A 23,143-nucleotide genomic window follows, 5' to 3' on the forward strand; every position below is an offset into this window, starting at 1 on the left:
GGCAGGGCGCGCATGGACAGATGGGATGATATGCGGGTGTTTCTGGCGGTGGCCCGCGCCGAGAGTTTGAGCCGAGCGGCACCGGTTTTGAAAATGGATGCGGCCACGGTGGGGCGACGCATTTCGCGGTTGGAACAGGGGATGGGGGCCGCGCTTTTTGCCAAGTCGCAGCAGGGGTATGCCCTGACCGATTTGGGCGCGCGGATGCTGGCTCATGTTGAGGCTGCAGAGGCGGCGATGTCGCAGGCCGCAGATGAGGTGCAAGGCACGCAGGGCGGGTTGACGGGACAGATCCGCATCGGGGCGCCGGACGGGGCGGCGAATTACCTGCTGCCTCAGGTGTGCGCGACTATTGCCGCACAGAACCCTGATCTGGAGATCCAGATCCTAGCCTTGCCGCGTGTGGTGAACCTGTCCAAACGGGAGGCGGACATGGCGGTGACGGTGTCGCCCCCTGATGCGGGCAGGTTGGTGGTGCAAAAGGTGACGGATTACCGACTGCATTTGGCTGCGCGTGCTGACATTGCGAACAAAATTGCGACGCGTGCGGATCTGCGGGATGTGCCGTTTGTGGGCTACATCCCGGACATGATTTTCGACAAGGAATTGGATTACTTGGGTAATCTGGCATCGTCGGGGGTGCAGGTGGCGTCCAATTCGGTGGCCGTGCAGGCCATGGCGCTGCGCGCGGGAGCCGGTGTTGGCATCGTACATGACTTTGCCTTGCCGATGATGCCTGAGGTGCGCCGCGTGCTGACACAGGAGGTGTCGCTGGTGCGGTCTTTCTATCTGGTGCGTCATCAAAGCGACCGCAGATCGGAGCGTTTGACGCGCTTTGCCGAGGCCGTCACGGCAGGTGTGCGCGCGCAGGTTGCGCAGCTGGAGGGGGCGGTCGCTTGACAGGTGAGGGGGGTGGGCGGCTAGGCTGGTGATACGTTCACGGTGCCAAACCCGAAAAGGAGACCCCCATGATTGTATCGCAAATCCTCAAATCGAAGGCTGTCGACGGGGTTTTGACCCTTGGATCTGATGCCAGCGTATCGGACGCGGCGGCCATTATGGCAGATCGACGGATCGGGACAATTGTGATCAGCGATGATGGCGGAAAGACGGCTGCGGGTATTTTGTCCGAACGCGATATCGTGCGCCATTTGGGCACGCGGGGGGCGTCTTGTATGGCGGACCGTGTCAGTGCCTTGATGACGGCCAAACTGGTGACCTGCGCAGGCGGCGACACGTCTGACAGCGTGTTGGGTCGCATGACGGAAGGCCGGTTCCGGCATATGCCTGTGGTGGAAGAGGGCCAACTTGTCGGGCTGATTTCGATCGGGGATGTGGTGAAGGCACGGCTGTCGGAATTGGCGATGGAACGTGACGCCCTCGAAGGGATGGTGATGGGTCATTAGGGTTGCGCTGTGGCGCGGAATAGGTTTGCTTTGCGCGCAACTGACGACGAAGACATGAAGTAGGCCCATTATGCGCATTGGACTTTACCCAGGCACTTTTGACCCTGTCACCTTGGGACATCTGGATATCATCAGGCGGGCCTGTTCGCTGGTGGACCGGTTGGTGATCGGGGTGGCCATCAACCGCGACAAGGGGCCGTTGTTTTCTCTGGAAGAACGGGTCGCCATGATTGAGGCGGAATGTGCGGGTTTGTCAGCGCAAACGGGCTGTGAAATCGTGGCCCATCCGTTTGAGAATCTGTTGATCGACTGCGCCAAAGATGTCGAGGCCGGCATTATCGTGCGCGGGCTGCGGGCTGTGGCCGATTTTGAGTATGAATATCAAATGGTTGGCATGAACCGCCAACTTGATGACAGCGTTGAGACTGTGTTTTTGATGGCCGAAGCCGAGCATCAAGCCATCGCCAGCAAGCTGGTCAAAGAAATCGCGCGGCTTGGGGGGGATGTGTCGAAATTTGTGACACCATCGGTGCGCGACGCGTTGAACGCACGGATGCATCCTTGAACAGACCTGTGTTGCGCACACCCACAAAATTCCGGAATTTTGTGGGTGCGGACCGTCGGTGCAGGCCGGAGGATCTTAGCCGTTACAGGTGAATTGCAGTGTCGTGGCTGACGCAGGAAATGTTCGGCGTTGGATCATGGTCCCGGTCTGGACCGTTTCTGACAACATGCGTGGTGGGGCTTGTTCAACATTGGTGATCGTAAATGCACCCTCACCACAGCGGTTTGCGGCGGCCACTTGGCAGTTGCCATAAAGCGGAATTGTCCCTGTGCCGAATAGGCCTTCTTGGCCCGCAGTCGACAAATCAACCGTACAGCTTGCCGCGTAAAGTGTTTTGCCGTTGAGGACGCCGACAGGTTCACCGTCCCCTGCAAGGGCAGCCGCAATGGCGCAACCGCCAAGAACAGGAAGGGCGAGGAGGGGGAGCAGTTTGGTCATGTCGGCCTCGTATAATTGATACTGAGCCCGTTGTGTCATGCGCCTGCCCCCGTCGCAATGTTAACCGTAGACTGCGCGGGCGGCGATTTCTTTGGCGTCACCGGGACAAAGGCCCAGATCCTCAACCGCGAGGTCGTGGGGCAGCCTGGCGATTTCGGCACGGGTCCGGTTGTAGGCGGCACGTTTGGCAAGGCGGTCACGCAGGGTGGTGAACATGGTCATGGGGGCATTCCTTTCGCACAAGGTTGTGTTCGTTCATCTTGCCCCAGATTTAAGCGGTGATGTTTGCGGTACCAGCCCCGGGTTTGGTCAACCGGCATTGCAGATTTTGCATGGGTTTTTTGTGATCCGCACAAAAAATGGGCCAACCTTTCGGTCAGCCCATCACATGTCGTTTGAAGTGCGATTACAGGAATTTGGCCATCGCAACGGCGGTGTCGGCCATGCGATTGGAGAAGCCCCATTCGTTGTCGTACCACGTCAGGATGCGGCACATGTTACCGTCCATGACTTTGGTCTGATCCGTTGCAAAGATCGAGCTGCGCGGGTCGTGGTTGAAATCCATCGAGACCAGTTTGGCATCGGTGACACCCAGCACACCTTTGAGCGGGCCGTCTGCGGCGGCGGCGCGGATCAGATCATTGATCTCTTCCACGGTGGTGTCGCGGGCGGCCTCGAACGTGAGGTCCACACACGAGACATTGGGCGTGGGCACGCGGATGGCGACGCCGTCCAGCTTGCCGTCAAGTTCCGGCAAGACCAGACCCACGGCCTTGGCGGCACCCGTGGACGTCGGGATCATGGACATGGCCGCAGCCCGCGCACGGTACAGATCTTTGTGCATCGTGTCCAAGGTGGGCTGGTCGCCGGTGTAGCTGTGCACCGTCGTCATGAAGCCCCGTTTGATGCCCAGCCCGTCGTTGAGGACTTTGGCCACAGGGGACAGGCAGTTTGTGGTGCAGGACGCGTTGGACACGACGATGTCGCCCGCTGTGAGGGCGCCGTCGTTCACGCCGAAGACGATCGTTTTGTCGGCATCTTTGCCGGGGGCCGAGATCAGCACCCGCGAGGAGCCGTTTTCGAGATGCGCCTGGCAGGCCTCTTTTGAGGTGAAGATACCGGTGCATTCCAGCACCACGTCAATATGGGACCATGGCAGATCGGCGGGGTTGCGAATGGCAGACACCGTGATCGGGCCGCGGCCCACGTCTATTGTGTCGCCGTCAACCTTGACCTCAACAGGGAAGCGGCCGTGCACGCTGTCGTATTGCAGCAAGTGGGCGTTGGTTTCCACGGGGCCAAGATCGTTGATGGCCACGACTTCGATGTCGGTGCGGCCGGATTCGATGATCGCGCGCAGCACGTTGCGCCCGATGCGGCCGAAGCCGTTGATTGCTACTTTTACGGTCATGGGAGCCTCCATAATTTCGGATGGACATAGCGTGGCCATAGGGCACGGCCACTGTTGGCGCTAACATCCCCATATATCAGGGAAGGTCAACCCTTTGGCGGGCAAAGATCCTTAGCGCCAGAACGCGATTGTCTGGATCAGGTCGATGCCCTTGCGGCTTAAGAAAACGAGGGCGTCCAGATGCAGGACATAATGGTCCAGCACGAAAAAGCCGATGATGGCGGCCATGAGGAAGATCGCAAGGCGGGTCGTCATGGGGTGTTTACGCCACGAAACGCGGCCCTTTGTCGAGGGGGCGCGCTGAATGAGCGGCTGCGCCGCGCATGATTTTTTGATTTTTGCGCCCCAACCGGCAGGGGATGGCGCTGGTCGGGGGCTTGGATTTGCATATTTTTGAAACAGCGAAACGAAGGCGTGGCGCTGGAGCCGTGGGTCAGTTGAGGCGGCCCATATGGGCTGCGACGTCAGCCATGCGCACCGAGAAGCCCCATTCATTGTCGTACCAGGCCAGCACGCGCACGGTCCGCCCGCCGATGACCTTGGTTTGGTCGGGGGCAAAGATTGAGGAATGCGGCGTATGGTTGAAATCGATGCTGACTTTGGGTTCGGGATCATAGGACATGACCATGCCCATGTGACCTGAACACGCCTCTGCCACGACGTCGTTGACGTCTTGCACAGTCACGTCTTTGCCGGCCTCAAACGTCAGATCCACGGCGGAGACATTGGGGGTGGGCACGCGCAGGGCTGTGCCGTCGAGGCGGCCTTCCATTTCGGGCAACACTTTTGAGAGCGCTTTGGCAGCCCCTGTGGAGGTGGGGATCATCGCCATGGCCGCGGCCCGCGCGCGGTACAGGTCTTTGTGACGCCGATCAAGGGTGGGTTGATCGCCGGTGTAGCTGTGGATGGTCGTCATCAGCCCGCGTTCAATGCCGATGGCGTCATTGAGGACCTTGGCCAAGGGGGCCAGGCAATTGGTGGTGCACGAGCCATTGGAGACCATGCGGTCTGCCATGGTCAGATCACGGTGGTTGACGCCGTAAACGATGGTGCGGTCAACGTTGCTGGCTGGTGCGGAGATCAGGACTTTGCCCGCGCCACGTTCAAGATGCACCGCCGATTTCTGGCCGTCGTTGAATTGACCTGTGCATTCGAGGACCACATCGACGCCGTCCCAATCAAGCTCGGTTGGATCGTAGGTGGACATCACATCAATCGGGCCGCGGCCCAGATCAAGGTTGCCACCATCTGTGCGGATATCGCCCGCAAACCGCCCGTGGACACTGTCGTAGCGCAGCAAGTGGGCATTGGTCTCCAGCGGGCCAGTGGCATTGATTTTGACGACATGGACGTCATTGCGCGCGGCCTCGGCGATATGGGCCAAAGTGCAGCGGCCGATCCGGCCAAATCCGTTGATGCCGATTGTGACGGTCATGGGGTGCCCTTTCGTGGTGCGTTGAGCGTTTTTTAGGCGGTATACCGTTGCAGACCAAGGGAATTAGTTGATTTACATCAGTATGTTAGCGGTAAACTTTCAGGTTTGCGCTAACGGTGGGCGGCGTTCGTGGTGTGATTGCGCTAACGTTGCGAAGGGACCGGATTGGAGGGCCAGAGATGAAGAATCGGATCGATGATGCTGTGCTTTTGGCCGCACGGGCGCTGTTGGCCCTGCTATTCTTGGGGGGGGCTGTCCAAAAAAGCATCGATCCGCACCCTGCGATCGATCTCTTGGCCCAATGGGGGCTGCCTTCTTTCCTGGTTTGGCCTGCGTTGGTGCTCAATGGGGTGGTGGGCTTTGGGTTGCTTTTGGGATGGCAGGTGCGCGCCATGGCCTTCGGTGCCGCCGTCTATTGCGCTGTGACAAGCCTGTTTCATGTGCAGCCCGAAGACCCTTGGCAGATGACGATCTTCGTCAAGAACTGGGCGATTGCTGGCGGCTGTCTGGCCTTGGCTGTTGCGGGGGGCGGTCGCTGGGCCTTGCAGGTCCCGTCGCGCCCGCTAGATTGACGCGCAACGAGATGACACCAAGAAAGACAATACAATGAGCGGATTAATTGCCCTGCTGGACGACGTTGTGGCGTTGACGCGGGTCGCGGCGGCCTCGGTCGATGATGTGGCTGCGATGGCGGCCAAGGCGGGGACCAAAACGGCCGGTGTGGTGATCGACGATGCGGCGGTGACACCGAAGTATGTGACGGGCCTCGATCCTCAGCGAGAATTGCCGATCATTTGGAAAATCGCGCGCGCGTCGTTTTTCAACAAGCTGGTGATTTTGCTGCCGATCGCCATGCTGCTGAAGGCCTTTGCGCCTGTTGTTCTGATCTTCCTGCTGATGCTGGGCGGGCTGTATTTGTGTTTTGAGGGTGCAGAGAAGGTTTGGCATGTGCTGGCGCCGCATAAAGACAACCACGTGGGCAAAGACGAGGTCGTTGATCCCGCCAAGTTGGAAGAGACCCGCGTGCGCGGTGCGATCAAGACGGATTTCATTCTGTCGGCTGAGATCATGACGATCACCCTGAATGAAATCACGACGAATTTCCCAGATGCGAGCCTTTGGATGCAGGGGGCGGTGCTTGCCGTGATCGCGATTGCGGTGACGGTGGTCGTTTACGGGTCCGTCGCGTTGATCGTGAAGGCCGATGACACGGGGCTGTGGATGGTTGCCAATGGGCGGACGGGCCTGACGCGGGGGCTGGGATCCGCACTTGTCAAAGGCATGCCGTATTTCCTGATTGCACTGTCGTTTATCGGCACTTTGGCCATGTTGTGGGTCGGTGGGTCGATCCTTGTAAATGAACTGCATCATCTGGGCTTCGATGTCCCCTATGACATTGTGAAAGCCGCAGCAGCTGGGTTCACGGGCTTTGTCGCTTGGGCGATTACGGCGGGCTTGGATGGGGTCTTTGGCTTGGCCGTTGGTTTGCTGACCATTCCGGTGGTGACCAAGGTGTTCAAGCCCCTTTTCGGGGGCAAAAAGGCCGCGCATTAAGACGCGCCTGCCTTTAGAAAACACCCTGACGGCGCTGCAAATCCGGTAGGGTGTAGGCGGGGCGGATGCTGGCATCGCCCGTGTCTTGATAAAGTGGGTCGCTGATGACGCAGCCGCGGCCACACAGCTGACGAGTGGTGCGGGTTTGTACGTCGACAAGCCAAACCCGCCCCCCTGGGGTAGAGACATAACCATCCATCCCGAACTGAAAATCCGACCGCAAATCAAGGGTCGACGGAACCTCGTTGTCATAGCCTTGGTCAAAGGCGCCATGGGTGTGGTAGCTGGCAATGATGCCTTGCCCGGCCCGAGGGGCGGGCATTTCGCAGCCTGCAAACGTACCGCGAATGGGTTGGGTCGCCTCAAGCTGGCCTGTCGCACTCAGGCGGATATAGCCGCAATATTCAGATCGGTCTCGGATGGATTGGGCCTGGATGGAATTCAGGAAACGCCGCGCAAAATTATCAACGACAGGGCCAGAGGGCGCATTCGGCGCCACAACGGAAAATCCTGTTGCGGCGGGCTGGGCCTGCACGCCCGCTTTGGGCATGGTCGGCACGCCGGCCGTGGGCGCGCCGCAGGCGGTCAAAAACAGGGCGGCAAGAAGGGCTGCGGTTTGGCGTTTCACGACATCTCTCCATCACAGATTACCGTGACCCTACCAGAATATACGCGCCCCACAACGCAAGGCGCTTAAACGCACTCAGGGCGGCCCGTTTGCACAAGGCCGCCCCTTCATCTGACCAGAAAAACTCCCCCCGGAGGGCCGATCTCAGCCCAGCGAAGCGGGTTTGAATTTATCCCAGCAGTTCACGCACTTTTTGCGCTGTGGCCTCCGCTGTGATGCCAAACTGTTCAAAGAGTTCTGGCGCAGGTGCGGAGGCGCCGAAGTCATGCATGCCGACGAAACCCGATTTTTCGCGTTTACCGCGCTCACCGAACAGCCAACGGTCCCAGCCAAAGCGAATGCCAGCCTCAATTGCGACGCGGACGGGGCCGCCGGGTAGCACGCGCTTGCGGATTTTTTCGTCTTGTTGTTCGAAAAGCTCCCAGCAGGGCATGGAGACGACACGGGTGCCGATGCCTTCGGCCTCAAGGATCGCGCGGGCCTCCATTGCGACGGACACTTCCGATCCGGTGGCCATCAGGATTGCCTGACGCTTGCCAGCCTCGGCGTCGGCCAGAACGTAGGCGCCTTGGGCCGACATGTTCTTGGTCTTGTGCTCTGTGCGGACCAGCGGCAGGCCTTGACGGCTGAGCGCCAGCACGGACGGCGTTTCTTTCTCGGTCAGTGCCAATTCCCAGGCTTCGGCCACTTCGACGCTGTCGGCGGGGCGGAAGACGTTGGTGTTGGGTGTGGCGCGCAGCATGGCCAGATGTTCCACCGGTTGGTGCGTTGGTCCATCTTCGCCCAGACCGATACTGTCATGGGTCATGACATAGACTGTCGGCACCTTCATCAGCGCAGACAGGCGCATGGCGCCGCGGGCATAATCGGTGAAACACATGAACGTGCCGCCATAAGGGCGGATGCCGCCGTGCAGGACCATGCCGTTCATCGCCGCGGCCATCCCGTGTTCGCGGATGCCGTAATGAATATAGCGGCCTTCGCGGTTGTCTGGGGTATGCACGCCCAGATCGGCAGTTTTGGTGTTGTTGGACCCCGTCAGGTCCGCAGATCCGCCGACGGTCTCAGCCATGATGGGGTTGATCACCTCTAGCACGGATTCCGACGACGCACGGGTGGCCACCTTTTTGCCTGCCTCACTGGCCTGTTTTTTGAAGGCTTTGATCGTCGCAGACAGCTTTTTGGGCGCGTCGAGCGCAAAGGCGCGGTTGAACTCGTCCTGCTTGGATTTGCTCAGTTTCGCGAACCGCGCGTCCCAGTCGGCGCGCGCCGCGGCGCCACGGTCGCCAAAGGCTTCCCATTGGGATTTCACGTCTGCGGGGATTTCAAACGGGCCATAGTCCCAGCCGTAGGCCTCTTTGGCGGCCTGCAGCTGATCGGCGTTCGTCAAAGCGCCGTGCCCTTTGGACGTGTCTTGTGCTGCATGGCCCAATGCGATGTGGGTCTTGCAGTTGATCATCGTGGGGCGCCCGGTTTCGGCCTTGGCCGCGACGATGGCCTTATCAATGGCCTTTGGATCATGGCCGTCGATTTCCAGCACATGCCAGCCTGACGCGGCAAACCGTGCGGATTGATCAGTGATGTCTGCCATGTCGACTGTGCCGTCGATGGTGATGTTGTTGTTGTCAAAGAAGACAATCAGGTGGCCCAGCTTTTGCATACCGGCCAGACCGATCGCCTCTTGGCTGACGCCTTCCATCAAGCAGCCGTCGCCTGCGATGACATAGGTGTGGTGGTTGATGACGTTTTTGCCGTAGCGCGCACGCAGGATTTCTTCGGCCAGCGCGAAGCCCACGGAATTGGCGATGCCTTGGCCCAAGGGGCCTGTTGTCGTTTCGACGCCTTCAAGGTGGCCATATTCAGGGTGGCCCGCCGTGCGCGCGCCCCATTGGCGGAAATCCTTAAGTTGTTGCAGCGTGGCCTGTTCATAGCCTGTGAGGTGCAACAGCGCATAGATCAGCATGGAGCCGTGGCCCGCAGACAGGATAAAGCGGTCGCGGTCGGGCCAGTGAGGGGCTTTGGGGTCGAACTTCAGGTGCTTTTCGAACAGCACGGTCGCAACGTCGGCCATCCCCATGGGCATGCCGGAGTGACCCGAATTGGCGGCTGCCACGGCGTCCAGTGTCAAGGTGCGGATGGCGGCGGCGCGCATCCAATGCTCTGGGTGGGCGGTGCGGAGGGCTTGGATGTCCACGGGGAAGTCCTTTTGCAAAAGGTTAAACAGGTTCGGGAGGGTCATATCAGGGCAGGGGCCAAGATCAAGCGCGGGATGCAGTTTACATGAAGGCCGTCTGCTAGACCGCTGACAGGGCTTTGTTTTCAACCTTTGATGGTGGCGGGGTCATGGCTTAGGCTTAACCAAAGTGCGCGCGATTCGATTAAGGCGTGTGCGGGGCTGTGGGTGGATTGGTGCGCGATGGGCGGCCGATCGGTGAGGAAAGGACAGGCGATGAGTGAACTTGCGCAATTGGAGAGCCGTCTTTCGGAGGCGCTTGCGCGGATCCGCGCAGGTGTCGACAAGATGGACGCGGCGGAGACGTCGGAGGCGCCGCAAGAGGTGACGCCGGACGGAACCGCAGAGGTCGCTGAAGCCGAGGCCAAGGTGGCGGAGCTGACAGCCAAGCTGAACGACGAAGTGACGGCAAACGCCCAGCTTGAAGAACGGGTGAAGCTGTTGAAGGAACGCCAGGATGGCAAACTGGCGGAGCTTGAGGCCGCAGTGGAAGCCGCGCGGGGCCGTGCCGCCCGCATGGACCGTGAACTGCAACGTTTGCGGCAGGTCAACGCCGAGCTGCGCGACAACAACAGCCAATTGCGGGAGGCCGTGACCCAAGGGGTGAGCGAGCCGCATTTGGTCAACAAGGCCATGATGGCCGAACTGGACGCATTGCGGGCTACGCGGGCTGCTGATGCGGCTGAAATGGACGCGATCCTTGAGGAACTGCGACCGATCGTCGAAAAGGAGGCCAGCGATGCCTGAGGTTGAGATCAAAATCGGGGGGCGGTCGTTTTCCGTGGCCTGTCAGGATGGCGAAGAGCAATTCTTGATGACAGCGGCTGCAATGCTGGATGTCGAGGCGTCGTCGTTGTCGACCCAAGTGGGGCGGATGCCTGAATCGCGCATGTTGCTGATGGCGGGCCTGTTGTTGGCGGACCGTACGGCGGGCCTCGAAGACAAGGTACGCGAGGCCGAAGGCAAGCTCGCGCAGGTTCAGGCGCAGTTGGATGTGGCCCAGACGGGCGGTGGGGCGGCTGCGGCCACACCAGAGCCGGTTGAGGTGGAGGTGGCCGTTTTGCCCCAAGACACCGTGGCCACGCTGGAGGCTTTGGCCGCCGAGGCCGAGGCCGTCGCTGATCATGTTGAGGCGCGCGCTGGATAACGCGTCAGACCTGCGTGACAGACAAAAAAGGCGGGGCATTGCCCCGCCTTTTGCTGTCCAGATGGGCGGCCTTGATCAGGCGTTCGCTTCGCGGATCTTGTCTGCGGCGTCCTTGTCATAAGTCACGCCATTTTCGTCCAGAAGCGTGTCAAGCTCACCCGACAAGGTCATCTCAGTGATGATGTCACAGCCGCCGACGAATTCGCCTTTGACGTAGAGCTGGGGGATCGTGGGCCAGTCGGAAAAATCCTTGATGCCTTGGCGGATGTCTTCATCTGCCAGCACATTTACATCGGCAAATTCAACGCCCATGAAATTGAGCACGCCCGCCACGCGTGACGAAAACCCGCACTGGGGCATGGATTTCGTGCCTTTCATGAAAAGAACGACGTCGTTGGTGGAAATGGTGTCTTTGATCTGCGTTTCAGCGGTCATGGTGGTGTCCTGTTCTTCGGGTTGGTCCAGATATGAGGGCGCAAACCTGTGATGTCTAGGGGGTGCGTTGGTGCGGTGTCTTCACGTCTTGTCGTGCGTGCCGGATTTGCGATGTTTCTGGGGCATCATGGCCCGAGCCTGCACCTGTGGGTCGCGACTGACACGATAGGGGCGGGAGGCATCGAAGTTGCCCGGCCCGAAAACATGACGCTCACCGGCGTAGAGGATCGTTTCGTCCTGTGATGGGGGGCTGCCGCGCTTTGCCAAGAGGCCCGCGTGTTTTCTGCGTTCGTGACGGATCAAACCCCAGATGCCGACGGCCAATGTGACGACTGCGATGAACGGCAAGGCCAACTGGATTTCTTGCGCGGTGATGCAGCTGAGAAGGGCCGGGTCGCAGCCTGTTTGGGTGTCGACATCCGCCATGGTTTACCGGCTGTTGCGGTCGATCAAGCGGCGCAGGCCGCTGAGGTCGGTTTCTTCCATCCCGAGCTTTTTCAAGTCCGCCGGTTTGGGCCGCATATGGCTGAGAGGGCGACGGTAGCGGTTGGCCAGCCAATCATCGGCCAGTAGTCCCGCCACCAGCATAAGTCCCCCAAGCGTCAGCCAGCCCAGCATCAGCGGCGGGTCCGTGGTGGGCCTTTGCGTTTGTTCGTGATGCGGACGGGAACGGTGGCGTTGTCGTGGCGCATCCGCACTACGGCCGCAAGGGTGACGGCGGAGAGGAACAGAAGGGCAGCAATCATCATCAATCTGGCGCTTTCGTTGTCAGGGCGAGGGCGTGAAGTTCGCCGTGGGAGCCATCCATCTTGCCTTTAAGGGCTGTATAGACGGCACGTTGTTGTTGCACGCGGTTTTTGCCTTTGAAGCTGGCATCCACCACGGAGGCTGCGAAATGCTGTCCGTCGTCGCCCTGAACCTCAATCTGGGCCTCAGGAAAACTGTCGCGGAGCAAGGTTTCGATGTCGTGGGCAGTGATAGGCATATCGGCCTCCGGTCTTTGGTCTTGGTATGAATGTAGGGGGGGCGGGATCAAATTTCTAGAAATTTGATGAGGTGAAGGGGTGAGTTTATTGACGCAGGCAGGTTTCGTGGGCGGCTAAAATTCGTCGAATTTTAGGGGGCCGTGTTTTTAGAGGGCCGTGTTTCTAGAGGGCCGTGTTCTGGAGGGGTATATCCGGAGGGCGGCGCGTTTGAGGGGGCTGGCCCTCCGGGGGGAGTTTGTCTGGTCAGATGAAACGCGAGGGTCTTTTAGGCGAAAGTGTCGGCAAATGTCCCACGGTAGAGGGCGGCGAGGTCTGTGAGCGGGGCGGAGATGCCGCCCATGGTGATATCGCTGCCGCCAAACTTGCCCACGGCCTGAATGGGGACGCCAGCTTGGCCCGCTGCCGCCATCAGGGCCTCGGCCTTGTCGAAGTTGCAGGCCACCAGATAGCGGGCTTGATCCTCTGCAAAGAGGGTTTGGGTGTCTGCGGCGTCGAGTGTAACCCCGGTGTTTGCAGCCTCGGCCATCTCAAACGCGGCAAGCGCAAGGCCGCCATCGCTGAGATCCGTACAGGCGTCAATCCACTGACGGTTTTGTCTGATGAAGTCGCCGTGGCGCTTTTCGGCGTCTAGATCCACAGCGGGGGCGTCCCCATCTTCGCGGTTGAACACCTCCGCCAGCAGAGCGGATTGGCCGAGGTGACCGGCTGTCTCGCCGATCAGCAAGGCAACATGGCCGTCGCGTGCGGTGCCGAGGATCATTTCATCGTGGGATTTCAGGAGGCCCACCGCGCCGATGGTGGGGGTGGGTAGGATGCCTTGACCGTCGGTTTCGTTGTAAAGCGACACGTTGCCCGACACGATGGGCATGTCGAGGGCTGCGACCGCTTCGCCGATGCCTTTGATCGCACCCACGAATTGCCCCATGATTTCAGGCTTTTCGGGGTTGCCGAAGTTCATGTTGTCGGTTGTGGCCAAGGGGGTGGCACCCACAGAGGTGAGGTTGCGGTACGCCTCGGCCACGGCCTGTTTGCCGCCCTCGACGGGGTTGGCTTTGACATAACGGGGCGTCACGTCTGACGTGAAGGCGATGGCCTTTGCGGTGCCGTGAACGCGCACGATGCCTGCGCCTTGACCAGGTTGGCGGATCGTGTCGGCCATGACTTGGCTGTCGTATTGGTCATACACCCACTGTTTGGCCGCGTAATTGGGGCTACTGAGCAGAGCCTTCAGGCCATCGATGGGGTCGATGTTGGGCACGTCGGCCAAGTCTTCCGCCGGGGGCGTCTCAACCCACGGGCGGTCGTATTCAGGGGCGGAGCCTGAAAGCGTTGCCAGCGGCAGATCGGCCTTCACTTCGCCATTGTGGAGGATCAGGAAGCGGTCTTCGGGGATGGTCTCGCCGACGATGGCGAAGTCGAGGTCCCATTTTTCGAAGACGGCCCGGGCCTCGGCCTCAAGCTCCGGTTTCAGGACCATGAGCATACGTTCCTGGCTTTCCGACAGCATCATCTCATACGCGGTCATGTTGTCTTCGCGCTGCGGCACCGCTTCGAGGTTGAGCTTGACGCCCAAGCCGCCTTTGTCGCCCATTTCCACGGCAGAACAGGTGAGGCCGGCGGCCCCCATATCCTGGATAGAGATCACGGCACCGGTGGCCATGAGTTCCAACGTCGCCTCCATCAGTCGTTTCTCGGTGAAGGGGTCGCCGACTTGCACGGTGGGACGTTTGTCCTCGATCGTGTCGTCAAATTCAGCAGAGGCCATGGTGGCGCCACCGACGCCGTCACGGCCCGTTTTGGCCCCAAGGTAGACGACGGGCATGCCCACGCCAGAGGCGGCGGAGTAGAAGATTTTGTCGGTGTCGGCGAGGCCCGCAGCAAAGGCGTTCACAAGGCAGTTGCCGTTGTAGGCGGGATGAAAGCGGACTTCGCCGCCTACGGTGGGCACGCCAAAGCAGTTGCCGTAGCCGCCGACGCCTTCGACGACGCCGTGGACCAGTTGGCGGGTTTTGGGGTGGCCCGGTTCACCAAAGGACAGTGAGTTCATGGCCGCGATGGGGCGCGCGCCCATGGTGAACACATCGCGCAGGATGCCGCCCACGCCGGTGGCAGCCCCTTGATAGGGTTCGATATAGCTGGGGTGGTTGTGGCTTTCCATCTTGAAAACAATGCACTGGCCATCGCCGATATCAACGATGCCTGCGTTTTCACCGGGACCGCAGATGACCTGCGGGCCTTCGGTGGGCAGGGTGCGCAGCCACTTTTTGGAGGATTTGTAGGAACAATGTTCGTTCCACATGGCAGAGAAGATGCCAAGTTCGGTGAACGTTGGCTCGCGTCCGATGATCTCAAGGATCCGGTCGTATTCGGATGGGGACAGGCCGTGGGCTGAGATCAGGTCTTGGGTGATGGCTGGTTCTTGCATGACGGTCCCCTCAAATGTGTTGCGGGACGTGTATGCCAAGGGCGCGCGGGGTTCAACGGGGGAGGTGGCGTTGCGCACATTCCTATTTGGTGGTGTTTGAAAATGGGTGAGGGCAGTGAGGATGAGGGTTTATCCAAAGGTAGGTCGGGGCGAGACAAGTGCTGCGCGAATGAACGGGTTATCTTTGCAATCTGACTGTGTTCAATCTCGCCTTTCGAAAACGCGCGACCTTCCCCCATGGGGCGATGGTCGAAGCTGGGGTGTTGCACCGCTTTGTATGGTGGACCGTCCACTTCGTTTCGTCTTGAAATGTTCAGCGTCAACCTCAGTCCAGGGCTTACGGGCGCGATTGATTGATCATTCTCGGGTCCGCCCATGGCGTAGGGCCCATCAAACCGAGCGACAGGTTATTTCGCCAGTTCAGGATGCAGATACGCGTCGGGGTAGGTCATCGGCGCATGGGGGCCAAGCGGGATGACGCCGTTCCATGACCGACCGAAATACCCCTGACGGCAATGCACCAATGATCCTGCTTCGGCCACGCCGCTTATGCCGTAAACCCGACAAAGCCAGCGCCAAAGATGGGGGTAATCCAGAATGCGCGCACCGTTGAGCTTCATGCGGAGGTAGTAGACCGGATCATGCCGATAGAGCGTCGGAAAGAGACGCAGATCGGCCTCGGTGAAGTTGTCGCCCGTCAGGAATGCCCGCCCGTCGGACAGCAGATCGTCCAGCCATGCAAGCGTTTGGAAATAGGCGTCGAAGGCTTTCGCATAGACCGCCTGATCCGAGGAGAAGCCGGCCTTGTATGCGCCGTTGTTGATCGTGGTGTAGATACGATCGTTCAAAGTGGCGATTTGCGTCTGCGTGTCGTGATCATCGGGCGTCAATATTGGGCGGTCAGATGACGTGCCCCCCAGGGCCTCGGCATGGGCATCGAGCATGCGGACGATTTCGGCGCTTTCGTTGTTGACGATGCGGCCCGCACCCTTGTCGTACAAGATCGGGACCGATTGTTCGTCTGATCCTTCGCGCTGATAGATCTCTTTGGCCAGCCGCAAACCTGCGCCTGTTCCTGTCTCGCGCGTACAGTCTGGCAGGGGCGCACCTGTCAGTGTCGCAATCCGGTTCGGGGAAAATTCCCATAGGTTTGGTCCGGCTGGATCTGCCTCATCCGTGCGGTTCGGAAAGGCCACATCGATCGTGATGCTGTCCTGCAGCCCCAGAACCGCCCGCGCGAGGGTCACCCGGTGACACCAGGGGCAGTTGAGGGCGACGAAAAGATGATAGCGGCCCGGCTCTGGTGGAAAGTCCGCGTCACCGATTGCGTGGCGAAAGCCGCTGACGCCGCGCACGAACTCGCCTCGTGCGCGGCGTCCCTTTGCATCTTTCTGGTCTTCTTGGGTCGATATATCTTTGTTCATGTTATCCTCGCAGGCGGTGATGCAGGATGATCGGCACGGCCAACTCTTCCTCGTCGCTGAGGTGGCGTTTGAGGAACGCCTCAATCGCCTCAGCTGCGGGCAGAACGGCGTTTGCCTCCTCATGGGCTTGGCCTTCATCCAATGTTGCTAGCTTGATGACACGGTTTGCCTTCTGGGTCATGTCCTCCAGCACCACGTCCAAATCGGCGTGATCCTTTTCAAGGAGGTCCAATCCCGTGTCAAACCGTGGATCGGCGGCCGAAAGCTCCGGGAAATAGCTGTGATCCTCCCAGCCGTGGTGTCCGTGAAGGTTGCCGATGAGGTTGCCCCCGAAATATGACAGCCGCCCGACATAGTCGCCAAGGGCAATGTCTTTATTGAGCACAGCCTCGGTATCGCGCCGCACGCGTTCTGCCACGCGACGAAACATCTGATGGGCGCCCAGCCAATGGCGGGTCTTTTCCTTGAAGCCGGGATGGGCCTCCCATGTGTCGCGGGGGTGGCTATGCAGAAGAAACCGCAACTCCTCCGGCATGTCGTGATCGCGCATTGTGTAGGTGTTCAGCATTGGACGTCTCCTCTTTGACAGGATGTGGGGGGCAATCGCCCCCCGTAACAGTGCGCGTGGCGGTCGGTCGGCTATGCGACCCCTGCAAAGCGGATGCCCCTCAGATCTGCGACCTCGCGTTTCCAACTGGTGATGTCGCGCGGGGTAAACCCTGACAGGCTGTCGTGGCCGCATGCGCGCGCAAGAACCTGCATCAGCTCCACCGACGCGCCAAAATAACGGGCCAACTTTTCAGCACCAAGTTGAATATCTAGCCGCCGTCTCAATTCCGGCTTTTGGGTTGCCACGCCGACGGGGCAGTTGTTGGAATTGCACATGCGCGCGGCGATGCAGCCTACGGCCTGCATGGCAGAGTTCGACACGGCAACCGCGTCTGCCCCAAGCGCCATGGCTTTGGCAAAGTCCTCGGCCACTCGCAAACCACCCGTGATCACCAGCGTCACGTCGCGTCCGGTCTTGCTGTCTAGATGCCTGCGTGCCCGCGCCAAGGCAGGGATCGTCGGCACCGAGATGTGATCGCGGAAGATGAGCGGCGCCGCCCCTGTGCCGCCACCGCGACCGTCAAGGATGATGTAGTCCGCCGAGGCGTCGAGCGCGAAGTCGATATCGTCTTCGATGTGGTTGGCCGAGAGTTTGAACCCTATGGGAATACCGCCGGAGCGTTCGCGCACCTGATCGGCGATGCGTTTGAAATCGGCAGGTGTGTGCAGCTCTGGGAAGGTGGACGGAGAGATGGCCGATTGCCCCGGCTCAAGCCCGCGTACCTTGGCGATTTTGCCCTGCACCTTGTCGCCGGGCAGATGCCCCCCCGTCCCAGTCTTCGCGCCTTGTCCGCCCTTGAAGTGGAAGGCCTGCACCTTTGCCACATGATCAAGGGACCAACCAAACTGCGCCGAAGCCAGCTCGTAGAAATAGCGGCTGTTCTCGGCCTGCTCTTCGGGTAGCATTCCGCCTTCGCCGGAACAGATGCCCGTTCCAGCCATTTCGGCCCCCCGCGCGAGTGCGGTCTTGGCCTCTTCTGACAGCGCGCCATAACTCATGTCTGATACAAAAAGTGGGATCGATAGGCGAAGCGGCTTTGCCGCCCGCGGCCCGATGACAACTTCGGTTGCCACGGCAGCCTCGTCGAGCAGCGGCTTGCGCGCCATCTGTGCGGGCAGGATCTGAATATCGTCCCAATGCGGCAGGTCTTTGCGTGGGACCCCCATCGCGCCCATCTCGCCGTGATGACCAAGCTTGGACAGCCCGTCTTTGGCCAGCGCGTGAATGCGGGCGACAGTCGGTTCTTCGGGTGTGGGCGCCGCTTGCGGAACGTCCGACTTCGGCGCGGGCGACGGGTCACCTGTGGCAAGATCACCCAAACGCGTGTGCGATCCGTCGCAGAAGGGCGCATTGGCGCTGGACTTGCATTGACACAGTGTCGCTGCGCCATCCTTTTCTGCGGTGAACGTGAGCGGTTGCAATCCTGTGCCCGCATGGGAGCCATCGCAGAACGGCTGGTTCTTTGAGCGGCCACAGCGGCACCAATAATACTCTTTGCCCGCTTCCAATTCGACTTTCGTGGGAACCTTAGCGGCGATGATGGGAACGTCTTGGCTCATACGAAAGCCTCCTTGCTGGACTTGGTGTGGTAATGGGGTGCGGCAAAATCGATCCTTGGCCATATCGGGACAACTCGGGTCGGGGTCACGCGTTCGGTGCGACGATATCGGCGCGCTCCGTCTCGGGATCATAGTCGTCGGGGGGGGCAGGGGCATGCAATCGAGAGATAGTAGTCATGGCGTGCGGCCTTTGTCTTGAAACTACCTTGCCCCGTTGGTCGGGGCGACCAGGTGGCAACGATCCAGTTGCAAATGGGCGATGTCTTACGGACAGATCTGGCATCGCCAACTTTCGTGTCATGCCATTTGTCGACCCGTTGGTCGGTTTGCAGCAAGCTCATGTCTTTGCCTCCAAGTCTTGTGTGTTACGCGCTGATCTGGACCGTCACGGTCACCGGCTCTTGCCGGGTGCCGATGGTGCCGGCGGGTGCATCGAATGCCTGTCCGATCGCGTTGCCGGAAATATCCTCCAGGGCAGGGTTGATTGTGATTGTGAATGTCTGTGTGCCGCTGGGCCACGGGTGAAGCGGGGGCAGACTCCATCCACCGCCGTCGGTTTCGATGACGCCGATCACGGTTTGATCGGCGCTGTCACGCACCGAGATCATTCTTCGGGCCGTGCCTGTGTCGGTGATCCGGTCAAATGCCAGCGTCAGTGGCGCGCGGCTTCCCGCAGGGGGAGCAAGGATGTGCCAATCGTCCGGATCAATCGGGTCGCTCTCTGGTTCACCCACACTGAACAGAATCTGGGCCGGGCGTCCAAGAGGTACGCCTGTTGCGCTTTTCATATGCGCATCAACGACGAGCCGGTATTGCTGTCCTTCGACAAGCGGAGCACCATGAGACCGGTTGGGACCCACGCCTTGCTTGATCGGACCCGGATCGAGAAGCAGCGTGAGGTGGGTCTGCGTTGTGTCCCAAAGTTCCGGAGCCAGTGTCAGGAACGGGCTTGGGACGTCTGATCCGTCGGAACGCTGCAAGATCACGGCATCGCGCACGTGGCCTCGCGCCATCGGCTTTGAAAAGGTCAGGTAAAGGCGCAGCGTGTTGGCCGGAGTCACCGCTTGTGACGGCGCGAAGCCAACGATGGTCGGAGCTTCGACGTCAGCGGTTGGCAATGTGATGTCAAAGGTGGTCCGGCCGCCGTCCAGATTGAGCGTCAATTCGTATGTGCGCCCCTCCAAAAGCGCGAAATGCGGCGCAATGGTCAAAGCGTCGGCCGTTGCAAGACTGGCAAGCGCTCCTGCGGATTGCAGGTCGATATCTTGCGCATAAACAACGCCCGCCGACGCCGATGCGAGAAGGCTTGCGGCCGTCGCTGGTCTCAAAAATGACATCCTCATCTCCGTAGGGTGGTGGTTCAATGGCGACCCTAGAGGTTGCCAAAATATCCGCATAGGCGCAGAATTGAGAACGAGAGGGTCACAAAAAGAGAACGTAAGCCATGGGGCAAATTGAAGATTTGAAACTGTTCGTCACCGTTGTCGACCAAGGCAGCATCGCGAAAGCGGCGGATGTGATGAGCATCGCCAAATCCGCCGTCAGTCGGCGTCTGGCACAGCTTGAGGGGCGCTACGATGTGCGCCTGATTGACCGCCAACCGGGCAAGTGGTGGGTGACAGATGCGGGCCGTGAACTTTATCAGCGTGCCAACCCGATGCTTGCGGATGCCGACGATCTCGATCGAGATTTTATGCAACCTACGCGGAACCTGAGCGGTCCCCTCCGTGTCACCATCGCCCACGAGTTCGGGATGACGTTTCTCAAGCCGATGCTGTTTCGCTTTGCGAAAGACTTCCCTGAAATTGAGCTTGCCGTTGATTTTGATGACCGCACGATAGATCTGGACCGTGAAAACTACGACCTGGCCATCCGTATCACATCAAAAGGCCCTGGCGGTGACAGCGACATAACGATTGGGCAAACCAGGCATGGCTTGTTTGCCAGCCCGGACTATCTGCGCGACCATGGGATGCCGTGCGAGCCCCGCGATCTAAGAGATCATGCCCTTTTGCAATACGGACCAAGTCGCCGCGCAATCTGGAAATTCGAATTCGATGGGAAGCCCTGCAAGCTTGAGTTTAAGCCCTATTTGAATTCCCGCACCGGCGCATTTTTGAAAGACGCCGCGGTAGATGGAATGGGGATTGTTCGCATGCTCGACTTCGTTGTCCGTCAGGATGTCGAAGCGAAACGTCTGATACCCGTCTTGCCGCGTGCAGACTTCGAGAACTTTGGCGTTCATCTTATCCACGCACCGAACCGCCGGTTGAACAAGCGCATGCGCGCCTTTTCTCAGGCGGTTCTGAACCGTTGTGCGGACTTTCAGCCGTGAGAAAAACGACCGATTGCGTGGGTGCAGATTTCTGAGTTGGGCACCCTTAGCCTTGAGGCTTTGCAACAAAAGTCTGGGCAGACTGCTGGCAACCGAACAGGTTTTCAGTCACCGGTTGCCCCTCGCAGCAAAGGCGCGCTTTTCGAGACAGGCTTAGGTGCAGATTGTCAGAACGACAGCTTCGCCGACCTGCGCTTCGTTGCGACGAAAAGGGCGTTGCGACTGCGCCGTCATGCTGCAACAGCGAAGGTCGAAAATCCAAAGTTCCGTTCGCCCCGCACTGCGCACCGTCGTCATTCTGCAAAAAGAAAAGCCGGGCACGAGGCCCGGCGAAGTCCAACAGGGAGGTATGAAACGATCATCTCGCCTCACGAATGATCAATTAAGTCGCTGTCTTGAGTCGATCAAGGTTAAACCACCACATCTTGTGCAAACCCGCCATGCGTGTGGCACATGGGTCACGACTTTGGGTTGCGCCAGTGCGACATAAATCGTGCGTAGCGGGACAAACGTGTGCGCTGTCATTTTCTTGCCGCGCGGACCGCAACGCTGTACGTTCCCAGCACACAACACGATCGTCAAGATCGGACAATTTACGCATATTGGGGCATATCATGGCGAAACTTGACCTTAATGACGGGACGATCCTGTCAAACCTGTCGCAAGACGCGGCCTTGCTGGATGATCAGACCCCGAACCTGTTCTATTTTTGGGACAATTTGGACACCTTGTCGGATCAGTTTCATGAAAACATCCGGTTTGCGATGGACGCATATCCCGACTGGACGTTCGCGTTGATGACCGATGACTTCGGGCGTGATCTTTTGGCGCGGGATTGGCCGCAGATCGCTGAGGTGTATGACGATATCTGGATTCCGGCCTGCCGGTCCGACATCGTGCGGATGGCCGCGCTTTATGCTTATGGCGGTTGGTATATTGACGCCGATACCTTGCCCATCGGGGATCTTCGCCCGCTGACAGGGGACAAGCCGGTGATTGTGTTTCGCGACAACCGCCGACGGTTGATCAAACGGGGCGATGTGATGAACGGGTTCTTGTATATGCCGCCCAAATCCCCCCTTGCAAAAGCCATGATGGAGGGCACCGTCGACAACCTCGTGAACCGCAAGGATGTCTATCAGGTGATGGAATTTGCGGGCCCTTACATGTTGGCGCGTCTGATCAAGGAAATGGGGGAGGACAGCGTCGTCAAACTTTGGCAAAGCCGCGTCTACAAACGCTACAACACCGAACTGGTCGGGGATGCGCCGCTGTTTGAACATACGATCGACGACACGGCGTCGTCGTGGCGGATTGTGCAGAATTTCGGCGTGATGCGCGGGTTGGAACCCAATTGGGACGGCTTTCCGGATGAATTGCGTCCGCGCTTTGTGCATGTCTTGCGCCGGTTCGTGGATGCCCACGGGCTTCATGCGGAGTTGATCGAACTGGGCCGCCAAAAGCCCGCCTATATGGACCGCAAAGGGTTCGTTCAGCTGGTGGAAGACTGCAAGGTCAAGGTGGCTGCGGCGGGCTAGCCTGTTCTGGCGTCGCGAATGCTTTTGCGGTGGGCGATGATTTCGTCTTGCACAAAATCGCGGAAGGCCATGATCCGTTTGGATTGGCGCAATTCTTCGGGGTAGGCCAGGAATGTTGGCACTTCGCCGCTTTCGATGTCGGGCAAGACGCGGACGAGGCCGGGGAAATCTTCGATCACGTAATCGGGCAACACCCCGATGCCGAGGTTTGACAAGACCCCCTGCAGTACGCCGAAGTAGTTGTTCATGTGCAAAAGACGGGGCTTGTCGTAGCTGAGAAGATGTTGCGTCAGCGTGGCCCCCGCGGAGACCTGAAACGCGGAGGGGGCCTGACAGATCAGGCGGTGGCGCCCGATCTCTTCGATTTCATCCAGCGTGCCTTCTTTGTCCAGATACTCCTGACTGGCATAAAGGCGCATGCGCACGGACATCAATTTCTTGCGGATCAGATCGGCCTGAGACGGTTCTTTCATGCGAATGGCCACATCGGCTTCGCGCATGGGCAGATCGAGAACACGTTCTTCCAGCATCAGATCGATGTTCAGATCAGGATATTTTTCATAAAGCGCGGGCAGCCGGGGGGCCAGCCATAGGGTCCCGAAGCCGGTGGTTGTTGTGACTTTCAGTTCGCCGAACACCTCTTCTGCGCTGTCCTTGATGCGGGCTGAGGCGGCATCAAGCCTGCGGGACATGGATTTCGTGGCGTCGAACAGCAGCTCGCCTTGTTCGGTGAGGATCAGACCGCGGGCGTGGCGGTGAAACAGCACGGTGCTCAGCGATTCTTCGAGGGCGCGGATCTGGCGAGAGACCGCAGATTGGGACAAATGAAGGATATCGCCGGCATGGGTCAATGACCCCGCCGCAGCGACCGCGTGAAAGATTCGAAGTTTATCCCAGTCCATCGGATAGCCCTGCTGCATCTGATACCGCTCACATTTTTCCTAAGGTTGCGCGGCCTTTATGTCTGTTTCAGTTCGTGATGTCAGGTCAAAATATGGTTTGTAGGTCAGGATT

General features: G+C 59.5%; 27 protein-coding genes. 9 read left to right on the plus strand and 18 right to left on the minus strand.

Annotated features, from left to right (window positions below; translation table 11 throughout):
- Positions 1–12: 12 nt before the first annotated feature.
- The 3 genes from PSJ8397_RS00700 (at position 13) to coaD (ending at position 1,971) form a co-directional block, all read left to right on the plus strand.
- A complete protein-coding gene (locus tag PSJ8397_RS00700) occupies positions 13–900 on the plus strand; it encodes a LysR family transcriptional regulator (RefSeq protein ID WP_085862650.1) in 888 nt (295 codons plus the stop codon).
- A gap of 68 nt (positions 901–968) precedes the next feature.
- Positions 969–1,406, plus strand: a complete 438-nt coding sequence (locus tag PSJ8397_RS00705) for a CBS domain-containing protein (RefSeq protein WP_085862651.1) — start codon at positions 969–971, stop codon at positions 1,404–1,406.
- A 70-nt stretch (positions 1,407–1,476) separates the two neighbouring features.
- On the plus strand, positions 1,477–1,971 hold the full coding sequence (coaD, locus tag PSJ8397_RS00710; protein ID WP_085862652.1) for a pantetheine-phosphate adenylyltransferase: 495 nt from the start codon (positions 1,477–1,479) through the stop codon (positions 1,969–1,971).
- A 75-nt stretch (positions 1,972–2,046) separates the two neighbouring features.
- On the opposite strand, the gene PSJ8397_RS00715 is transcribed toward coaD, so the two are convergent.
- The 5 genes from PSJ8397_RS00715 to gap (PSJ8397_RS00725) all read right to left on the minus strand — a co-directional run bounded on the left by PSJ8397_RS00715 (position 2,047) and on the right by gap (PSJ8397_RS00725) (position 5,255).
- Positions 2,047–2,409: a hypothetical protein gene (locus PSJ8397_RS00715; protein ID WP_085862653.1), complete on the minus strand. Its 363-nt coding sequence runs from the start codon at positions 2,407–2,409 to the stop codon at positions 2,047–2,049.
- Positions 2,410–2,469: 60 nt separating this feature from the next.
- Complete coding sequence (locus PSJ8397_RS17075; RefSeq protein ID WP_200811269.1) at positions 2,470–2,631, minus strand: hypothetical protein; 162 nt, start codon at positions 2,629–2,631, stop codon at positions 2,470–2,472.
- A gap of 184 nt (positions 2,632–2,815) precedes the next feature.
- Positions 2,816–3,820 carry a type I glyceraldehyde-3-phosphate dehydrogenase gene (gene gap, locus PSJ8397_RS00720; RefSeq protein WP_085862654.1) on the minus strand — a complete coding sequence of 335 codons (1,005 nt, stop codon included), beginning with the start codon at positions 3,818–3,820 and terminating at the stop codon, positions 2,816–2,818.
- Positions 3,821–3,931: 111 nt separating this feature from the next.
- Positions 3,932–4,075, minus strand: a complete 144-nt coding sequence (locus PSJ8397_RS17080) for a hypothetical protein (protein WP_200811270.1) — start codon at positions 4,073–4,075, stop codon at positions 3,932–3,934.
- A gap of 178 nt (positions 4,076–4,253) precedes the next feature.
- Positions 4,254–5,255: a type I glyceraldehyde-3-phosphate dehydrogenase gene (gene gap / locus PSJ8397_RS00725; RefSeq protein WP_085862655.1), complete on the minus strand. Its 1,002-nt coding sequence runs from the start codon at positions 5,253–5,255 to the stop codon at positions 4,254–4,256.
- 179 nt (positions 5,256–5,434) lie between these two features.
- Here gap (PSJ8397_RS00725) and PSJ8397_RS00730 point away from each other — a divergent pair, with 179 nt between their 5' ends.
- Positions 5,435–5,827 carry a DoxX family protein gene (locus PSJ8397_RS00730; protein ID WP_085862656.1) on the plus strand — a complete coding sequence of 131 codons (393 nt, stop codon included), beginning with the start codon at positions 5,435–5,437 and terminating at the stop codon, positions 5,825–5,827.
- A gap of 34 nt (positions 5,828–5,861) precedes the next feature.
- Entirely contained in the window at positions 5,862–6,809 is a 948-nt protein-coding gene (locus tag PSJ8397_RS00735; protein ID WP_085862657.1) for a DUF808 domain-containing protein, read from the plus strand.
- A 13-nt stretch (positions 6,810–6,822) separates the two neighbouring features.
- On the opposite strand, the gene PSJ8397_RS00740 is transcribed toward PSJ8397_RS00735, so the two are convergent.
- Positions 6,823–7,437 carry a DUF4329 domain-containing protein gene (locus PSJ8397_RS00740; protein WP_085862658.1) on the minus strand — a complete coding sequence of 205 codons (615 nt, stop codon included), beginning with the start codon at positions 7,435–7,437 and terminating at the stop codon, positions 6,823–6,825.
- A gap of 169 nt (positions 7,438–7,606) precedes the next feature.
- The gene (tkt, locus tag PSJ8397_RS00745; RefSeq protein ID WP_085862659.1) at positions 7,607–9,631 is read right to left on the minus strand and encodes a transketolase; all 2,025 of its coding nucleotides are present in this window, start codon (positions 9,629–9,631) and stop codon (positions 7,607–7,609) included.
- Between the two features lie 255 nt (positions 9,632–9,886).
- On the opposite strand from tkt, the gene PSJ8397_RS00750 reads away from it, so the two are divergent.
- Both PSJ8397_RS00750 and PSJ8397_RS00755 read left to right on the plus strand, forming a co-directional pair.
- Positions 9,887–10,417, plus strand: a complete 531-nt coding sequence (locus PSJ8397_RS00750; protein ID WP_085862660.1) for a hypothetical protein — start codon at positions 9,887–9,889, stop codon at positions 10,415–10,417.
- Entirely contained in the window at positions 10,410–10,817 is a 408-nt protein-coding gene (locus tag PSJ8397_RS00755; RefSeq protein WP_085862661.1) for a cell division protein ZapA, read from the plus strand. Before PSJ8397_RS00750 ends, PSJ8397_RS00755 begins: the two co-directional genes overlap by 8 nt.
- Positions 10,818–10,892: 75 nt before the next feature.
- Here PSJ8397_RS00755 and grxD read toward each other — a convergent pair whose 3' ends face one another.
- The 10 genes from grxD to PSJ8397_RS00800 form a co-directional block, all read right to left on the minus strand.
- Complete coding sequence (gene grxD / locus PSJ8397_RS00760) at positions 10,893–11,252, minus strand: Grx4 family monothiol glutaredoxin (protein ID WP_085862662.1); 360 nt, start codon at positions 11,250–11,252, stop codon at positions 10,893–10,895.
- 81 nt (positions 11,253–11,333) lie between these two features.
- Positions 11,334–11,678 (minus strand): hypothetical protein, encoded by a 345-nt coding sequence (locus PSJ8397_RS00765; protein ID WP_085862663.1) that lies wholly within the window; start codon positions 11,676–11,678, stop codon positions 11,334–11,336.
- Between the two features lie 3 nt (positions 11,679–11,681).
- Positions 11,682–11,870: a hypothetical protein gene (locus tag PSJ8397_RS00770; protein WP_085862664.1), complete on the minus strand. Its 189-nt coding sequence runs from the start codon at positions 11,868–11,870 to the stop codon at positions 11,682–11,684.
- The gene (locus PSJ8397_RS17305; RefSeq protein ID WP_268794651.1) at positions 11,870–12,001 is read right to left on the minus strand and encodes a hypothetical protein; all 132 of its coding nucleotides are present in this window, start codon (positions 11,999–12,001) and stop codon (positions 11,870–11,872) included. Before PSJ8397_RS17305 ends, PSJ8397_RS00770 begins: the two co-directional genes overlap by 1 nt.
- Positions 12,001–12,237, minus strand: a complete 237-nt coding sequence (locus PSJ8397_RS00775) for a BolA/IbaG family iron-sulfur metabolism protein (protein ID WP_085862665.1) — start codon at positions 12,235–12,237, stop codon at positions 12,001–12,003. The genes PSJ8397_RS17305 and PSJ8397_RS00775 overlap by 1 nt, the downstream gene beginning before the upstream one ends.
- A 266-nt stretch (positions 12,238–12,503) precedes the next feature.
- Positions 12,504–14,663 carry a phosphoribosylformylglycinamidine synthase subunit PurL gene (gene purL, locus PSJ8397_RS00780; RefSeq protein WP_085863430.1) on the minus strand — a complete coding sequence of 720 codons (2,160 nt, stop codon included), beginning with the start codon at positions 14,661–14,663 and terminating at the stop codon, positions 12,504–12,506.
- A 407-nt stretch (positions 14,664–15,070) separates the two neighbouring features.
- Positions 15,071–16,087 carry a glutathione S-transferase C-terminal domain-containing protein gene (locus PSJ8397_RS00785; protein ID WP_085862666.1) on the minus strand — a complete coding sequence of 339 codons (1,017 nt, stop codon included), beginning with the start codon at positions 16,085–16,087 and terminating at the stop codon, positions 15,071–15,073.
- 1 nt (position 16,088) lies between these two features.
- Positions 16,089–16,655, minus strand: a complete 567-nt coding sequence (locus PSJ8397_RS00790) for a hemerythrin domain-containing protein (RefSeq protein WP_085862667.1) — start codon at positions 16,653–16,655, stop codon at positions 16,089–16,091.
- A gap of 71 nt (positions 16,656–16,726) precedes the next feature.
- A complete protein-coding gene (locus PSJ8397_RS00795) occupies positions 16,727–18,256 on the minus strand; it encodes a glutamate synthase-related protein (protein WP_085862668.1) in 1,530 nt (509 codons plus the stop codon).
- A gap of 365 nt (positions 18,257–18,621) precedes the next feature.
- On the minus strand, positions 18,622–19,584 hold the full coding sequence (locus PSJ8397_RS00800; protein ID WP_143515308.1) for an Ig-like domain-containing protein: 963 nt from the start codon (positions 19,582–19,584) through the stop codon (positions 18,622–18,624).
- 134 nt (positions 19,585–19,718) lie between these two features.
- On the opposite strand from PSJ8397_RS00800, the gene PSJ8397_RS00805 reads away from it, so the two are divergent.
- Together PSJ8397_RS00805 and PSJ8397_RS00810 are read left to right on the plus strand one after the other, a co-directional pair.
- A complete protein-coding gene (locus tag PSJ8397_RS00805) occupies positions 19,719–20,591 on the plus strand; it encodes a LysR family transcriptional regulator (protein WP_235000530.1) in 873 nt (290 codons plus the stop codon).
- A 614-nt stretch (positions 20,592–21,205) separates the two neighbouring features.
- Positions 21,206–22,129 (plus strand): glycosyltransferase family 32 protein, encoded by a 924-nt coding sequence (locus PSJ8397_RS00810; protein WP_159453072.1) that lies wholly within the window; start codon positions 21,206–21,208, stop codon positions 22,127–22,129.
- On the opposite strand, the gene PSJ8397_RS00815 is transcribed toward PSJ8397_RS00810, so the two are convergent.
- Entirely contained in the window at positions 22,126–23,031 is a 906-nt protein-coding gene (locus PSJ8397_RS00815) for a LysR family transcriptional regulator (protein WP_085863431.1), read from the minus strand. The genes PSJ8397_RS00810 and PSJ8397_RS00815 overlap by 4 nt on opposite strands.
- Between the last annotated feature and the right edge of the window lie 112 nt (positions 23,032–23,143).

Origin of the sequence: Pseudooctadecabacter jejudonensis (genome assembly GCF_900172275.1) — a bacterium.
In the GTDB taxonomy this organism is placed as follows: domain Bacteria; phylum Pseudomonadota; class Alphaproteobacteria; order Rhodobacterales; family Rhodobacteraceae; genus Octadecabacter; species Octadecabacter jejudonensis.

Bases quoted from the DNA above. Each gene is read 5' to 3' on its own strand.
- PSJ8397_RS00700 (WP_085862650.1), top strand. From the start codon at position 13: ATGGACAGATGGGATGATATGCGGGTGTTTCTGGCGGTGGCCCGCGCC.
- PSJ8397_RS00705 (WP_085862651.1), top strand. From the start codon at position 969: ATGATTGTATCGCAAATCCTCAAATCGAAGGCTGTCGACGGGGTTTTG.
- coaD (WP_085862652.1), top strand. From the start codon at position 1,477: ATGCGCATTGGACTTTACCCAGGCACTTTTGACCCTGTCACCTTGGGA.
- PSJ8397_RS00715 (WP_085862653.1), bottom strand. From the start codon at position 2,409: ATGACCAAACTGCTCCCCCTCCTCGCCCTTCCTGTTCTTGGCGGTTGC.
- PSJ8397_RS17075 (WP_200811269.1), bottom strand. From the start codon at position 2,631: ATGACCATGTTCACCACCCTGCGTGACCGCCTTGCCAAACGTGCCGCC.
- gap (WP_085862654.1), bottom strand. From the start codon at position 3,820: ATGACCGTAAAAGTAGCAATCAACGGCTTCGGCCGCATCGGGCGCAAC.
- PSJ8397_RS17080 (WP_200811270.1), bottom strand. From the start codon at position 4,075: ATGACGACCCGCCTTGCGATCTTCCTCATGGCCGCCATCATCGGCTTT.
- gap (WP_085862655.1), bottom strand. From the start codon at position 5,255: ATGACCGTCACAATCGGCATCAACGGATTTGGCCGGATCGGCCGCTGC.
- PSJ8397_RS00730 (WP_085862656.1), top strand. From the start codon at position 5,435: ATGAAGAATCGGATCGATGATGCTGTGCTTTTGGCCGCACGGGCGCTG.
- PSJ8397_RS00735 (WP_085862657.1), top strand. From the start codon at position 5,862: ATGAGCGGATTAATTGCCCTGCTGGACGACGTTGTGGCGTTGACGCGG.
- PSJ8397_RS00750 (WP_085862660.1), top strand. From the start codon at position 9,887: ATGAGTGAACTTGCGCAATTGGAGAGCCGTCTTTCGGAGGCGCTTGCG.
- PSJ8397_RS00755 (WP_085862661.1), top strand. From the start codon at position 10,410: ATGCCTGAGGTTGAGATCAAAATCGGGGGGCGGTCGTTTTCCGTGGCC.
- grxD (WP_085862662.1), bottom strand. From the start codon at position 11,252: ATGACCGCTGAAACGCAGATCAAAGACACCATTTCCACCAACGACGTC.
- PSJ8397_RS00765 (WP_085862663.1), bottom strand. From the start codon at position 11,678: ATGGCGGATGTCGACACCCAAACAGGCTGCGACCCGGCCCTTCTCAGC.
- PSJ8397_RS00770 (WP_085862664.1), bottom strand. From the start codon at position 11,870: ATGCTGGGCTGGCTGACGCTTGGGGGACTTATGCTGGTGGCGGGACTA.
- PSJ8397_RS17305 (WP_268794651.1), bottom strand. From the start codon at position 12,001: ATGATGATTGCTGCCCTTCTGTTCCTCTCCGCCGTCACCCTTGCGGCC.
- PSJ8397_RS00775 (WP_085862665.1), bottom strand. From the start codon at position 12,237: ATGCCTATCACTGCCCACGACATCGAAACCTTGCTCCGCGACAGTTTT.
- purL (WP_085863430.1), bottom strand. From the start codon at position 14,663: ATGCAAGAACCAGCCATCACCCAAGACCTGATCTCAGCCCACGGCCTG.
- PSJ8397_RS00785 (WP_085862666.1), bottom strand. From the start codon at position 16,087: ATGAACAAAGATATATCGACCCAAGAAGACCAGAAAGATGCAAAGGGA.
- PSJ8397_RS00790 (WP_085862667.1), bottom strand. From the start codon at position 16,655: ATGCTGAACACCTACACAATGCGCGATCACGACATGCCGGAGGAGTTG.
- PSJ8397_RS00795 (WP_085862668.1), bottom strand. From the start codon at position 18,256: ATGAGCCAAGACGTTCCCATCATCGCCGCTAAGGTTCCCACGAAAGTC.
- PSJ8397_RS00810 (WP_159453072.1), top strand. From the start codon at position 21,206: ATGGCGAAACTTGACCTTAATGACGGGACGATCCTGTCAAACCTGTCG.
- PSJ8397_RS00815 (WP_085863431.1), bottom strand. From the start codon at position 23,031: ATGGACTGGGATAAACTTCGAATCTTTCACGCGGTCGCTGCGGCGGGG.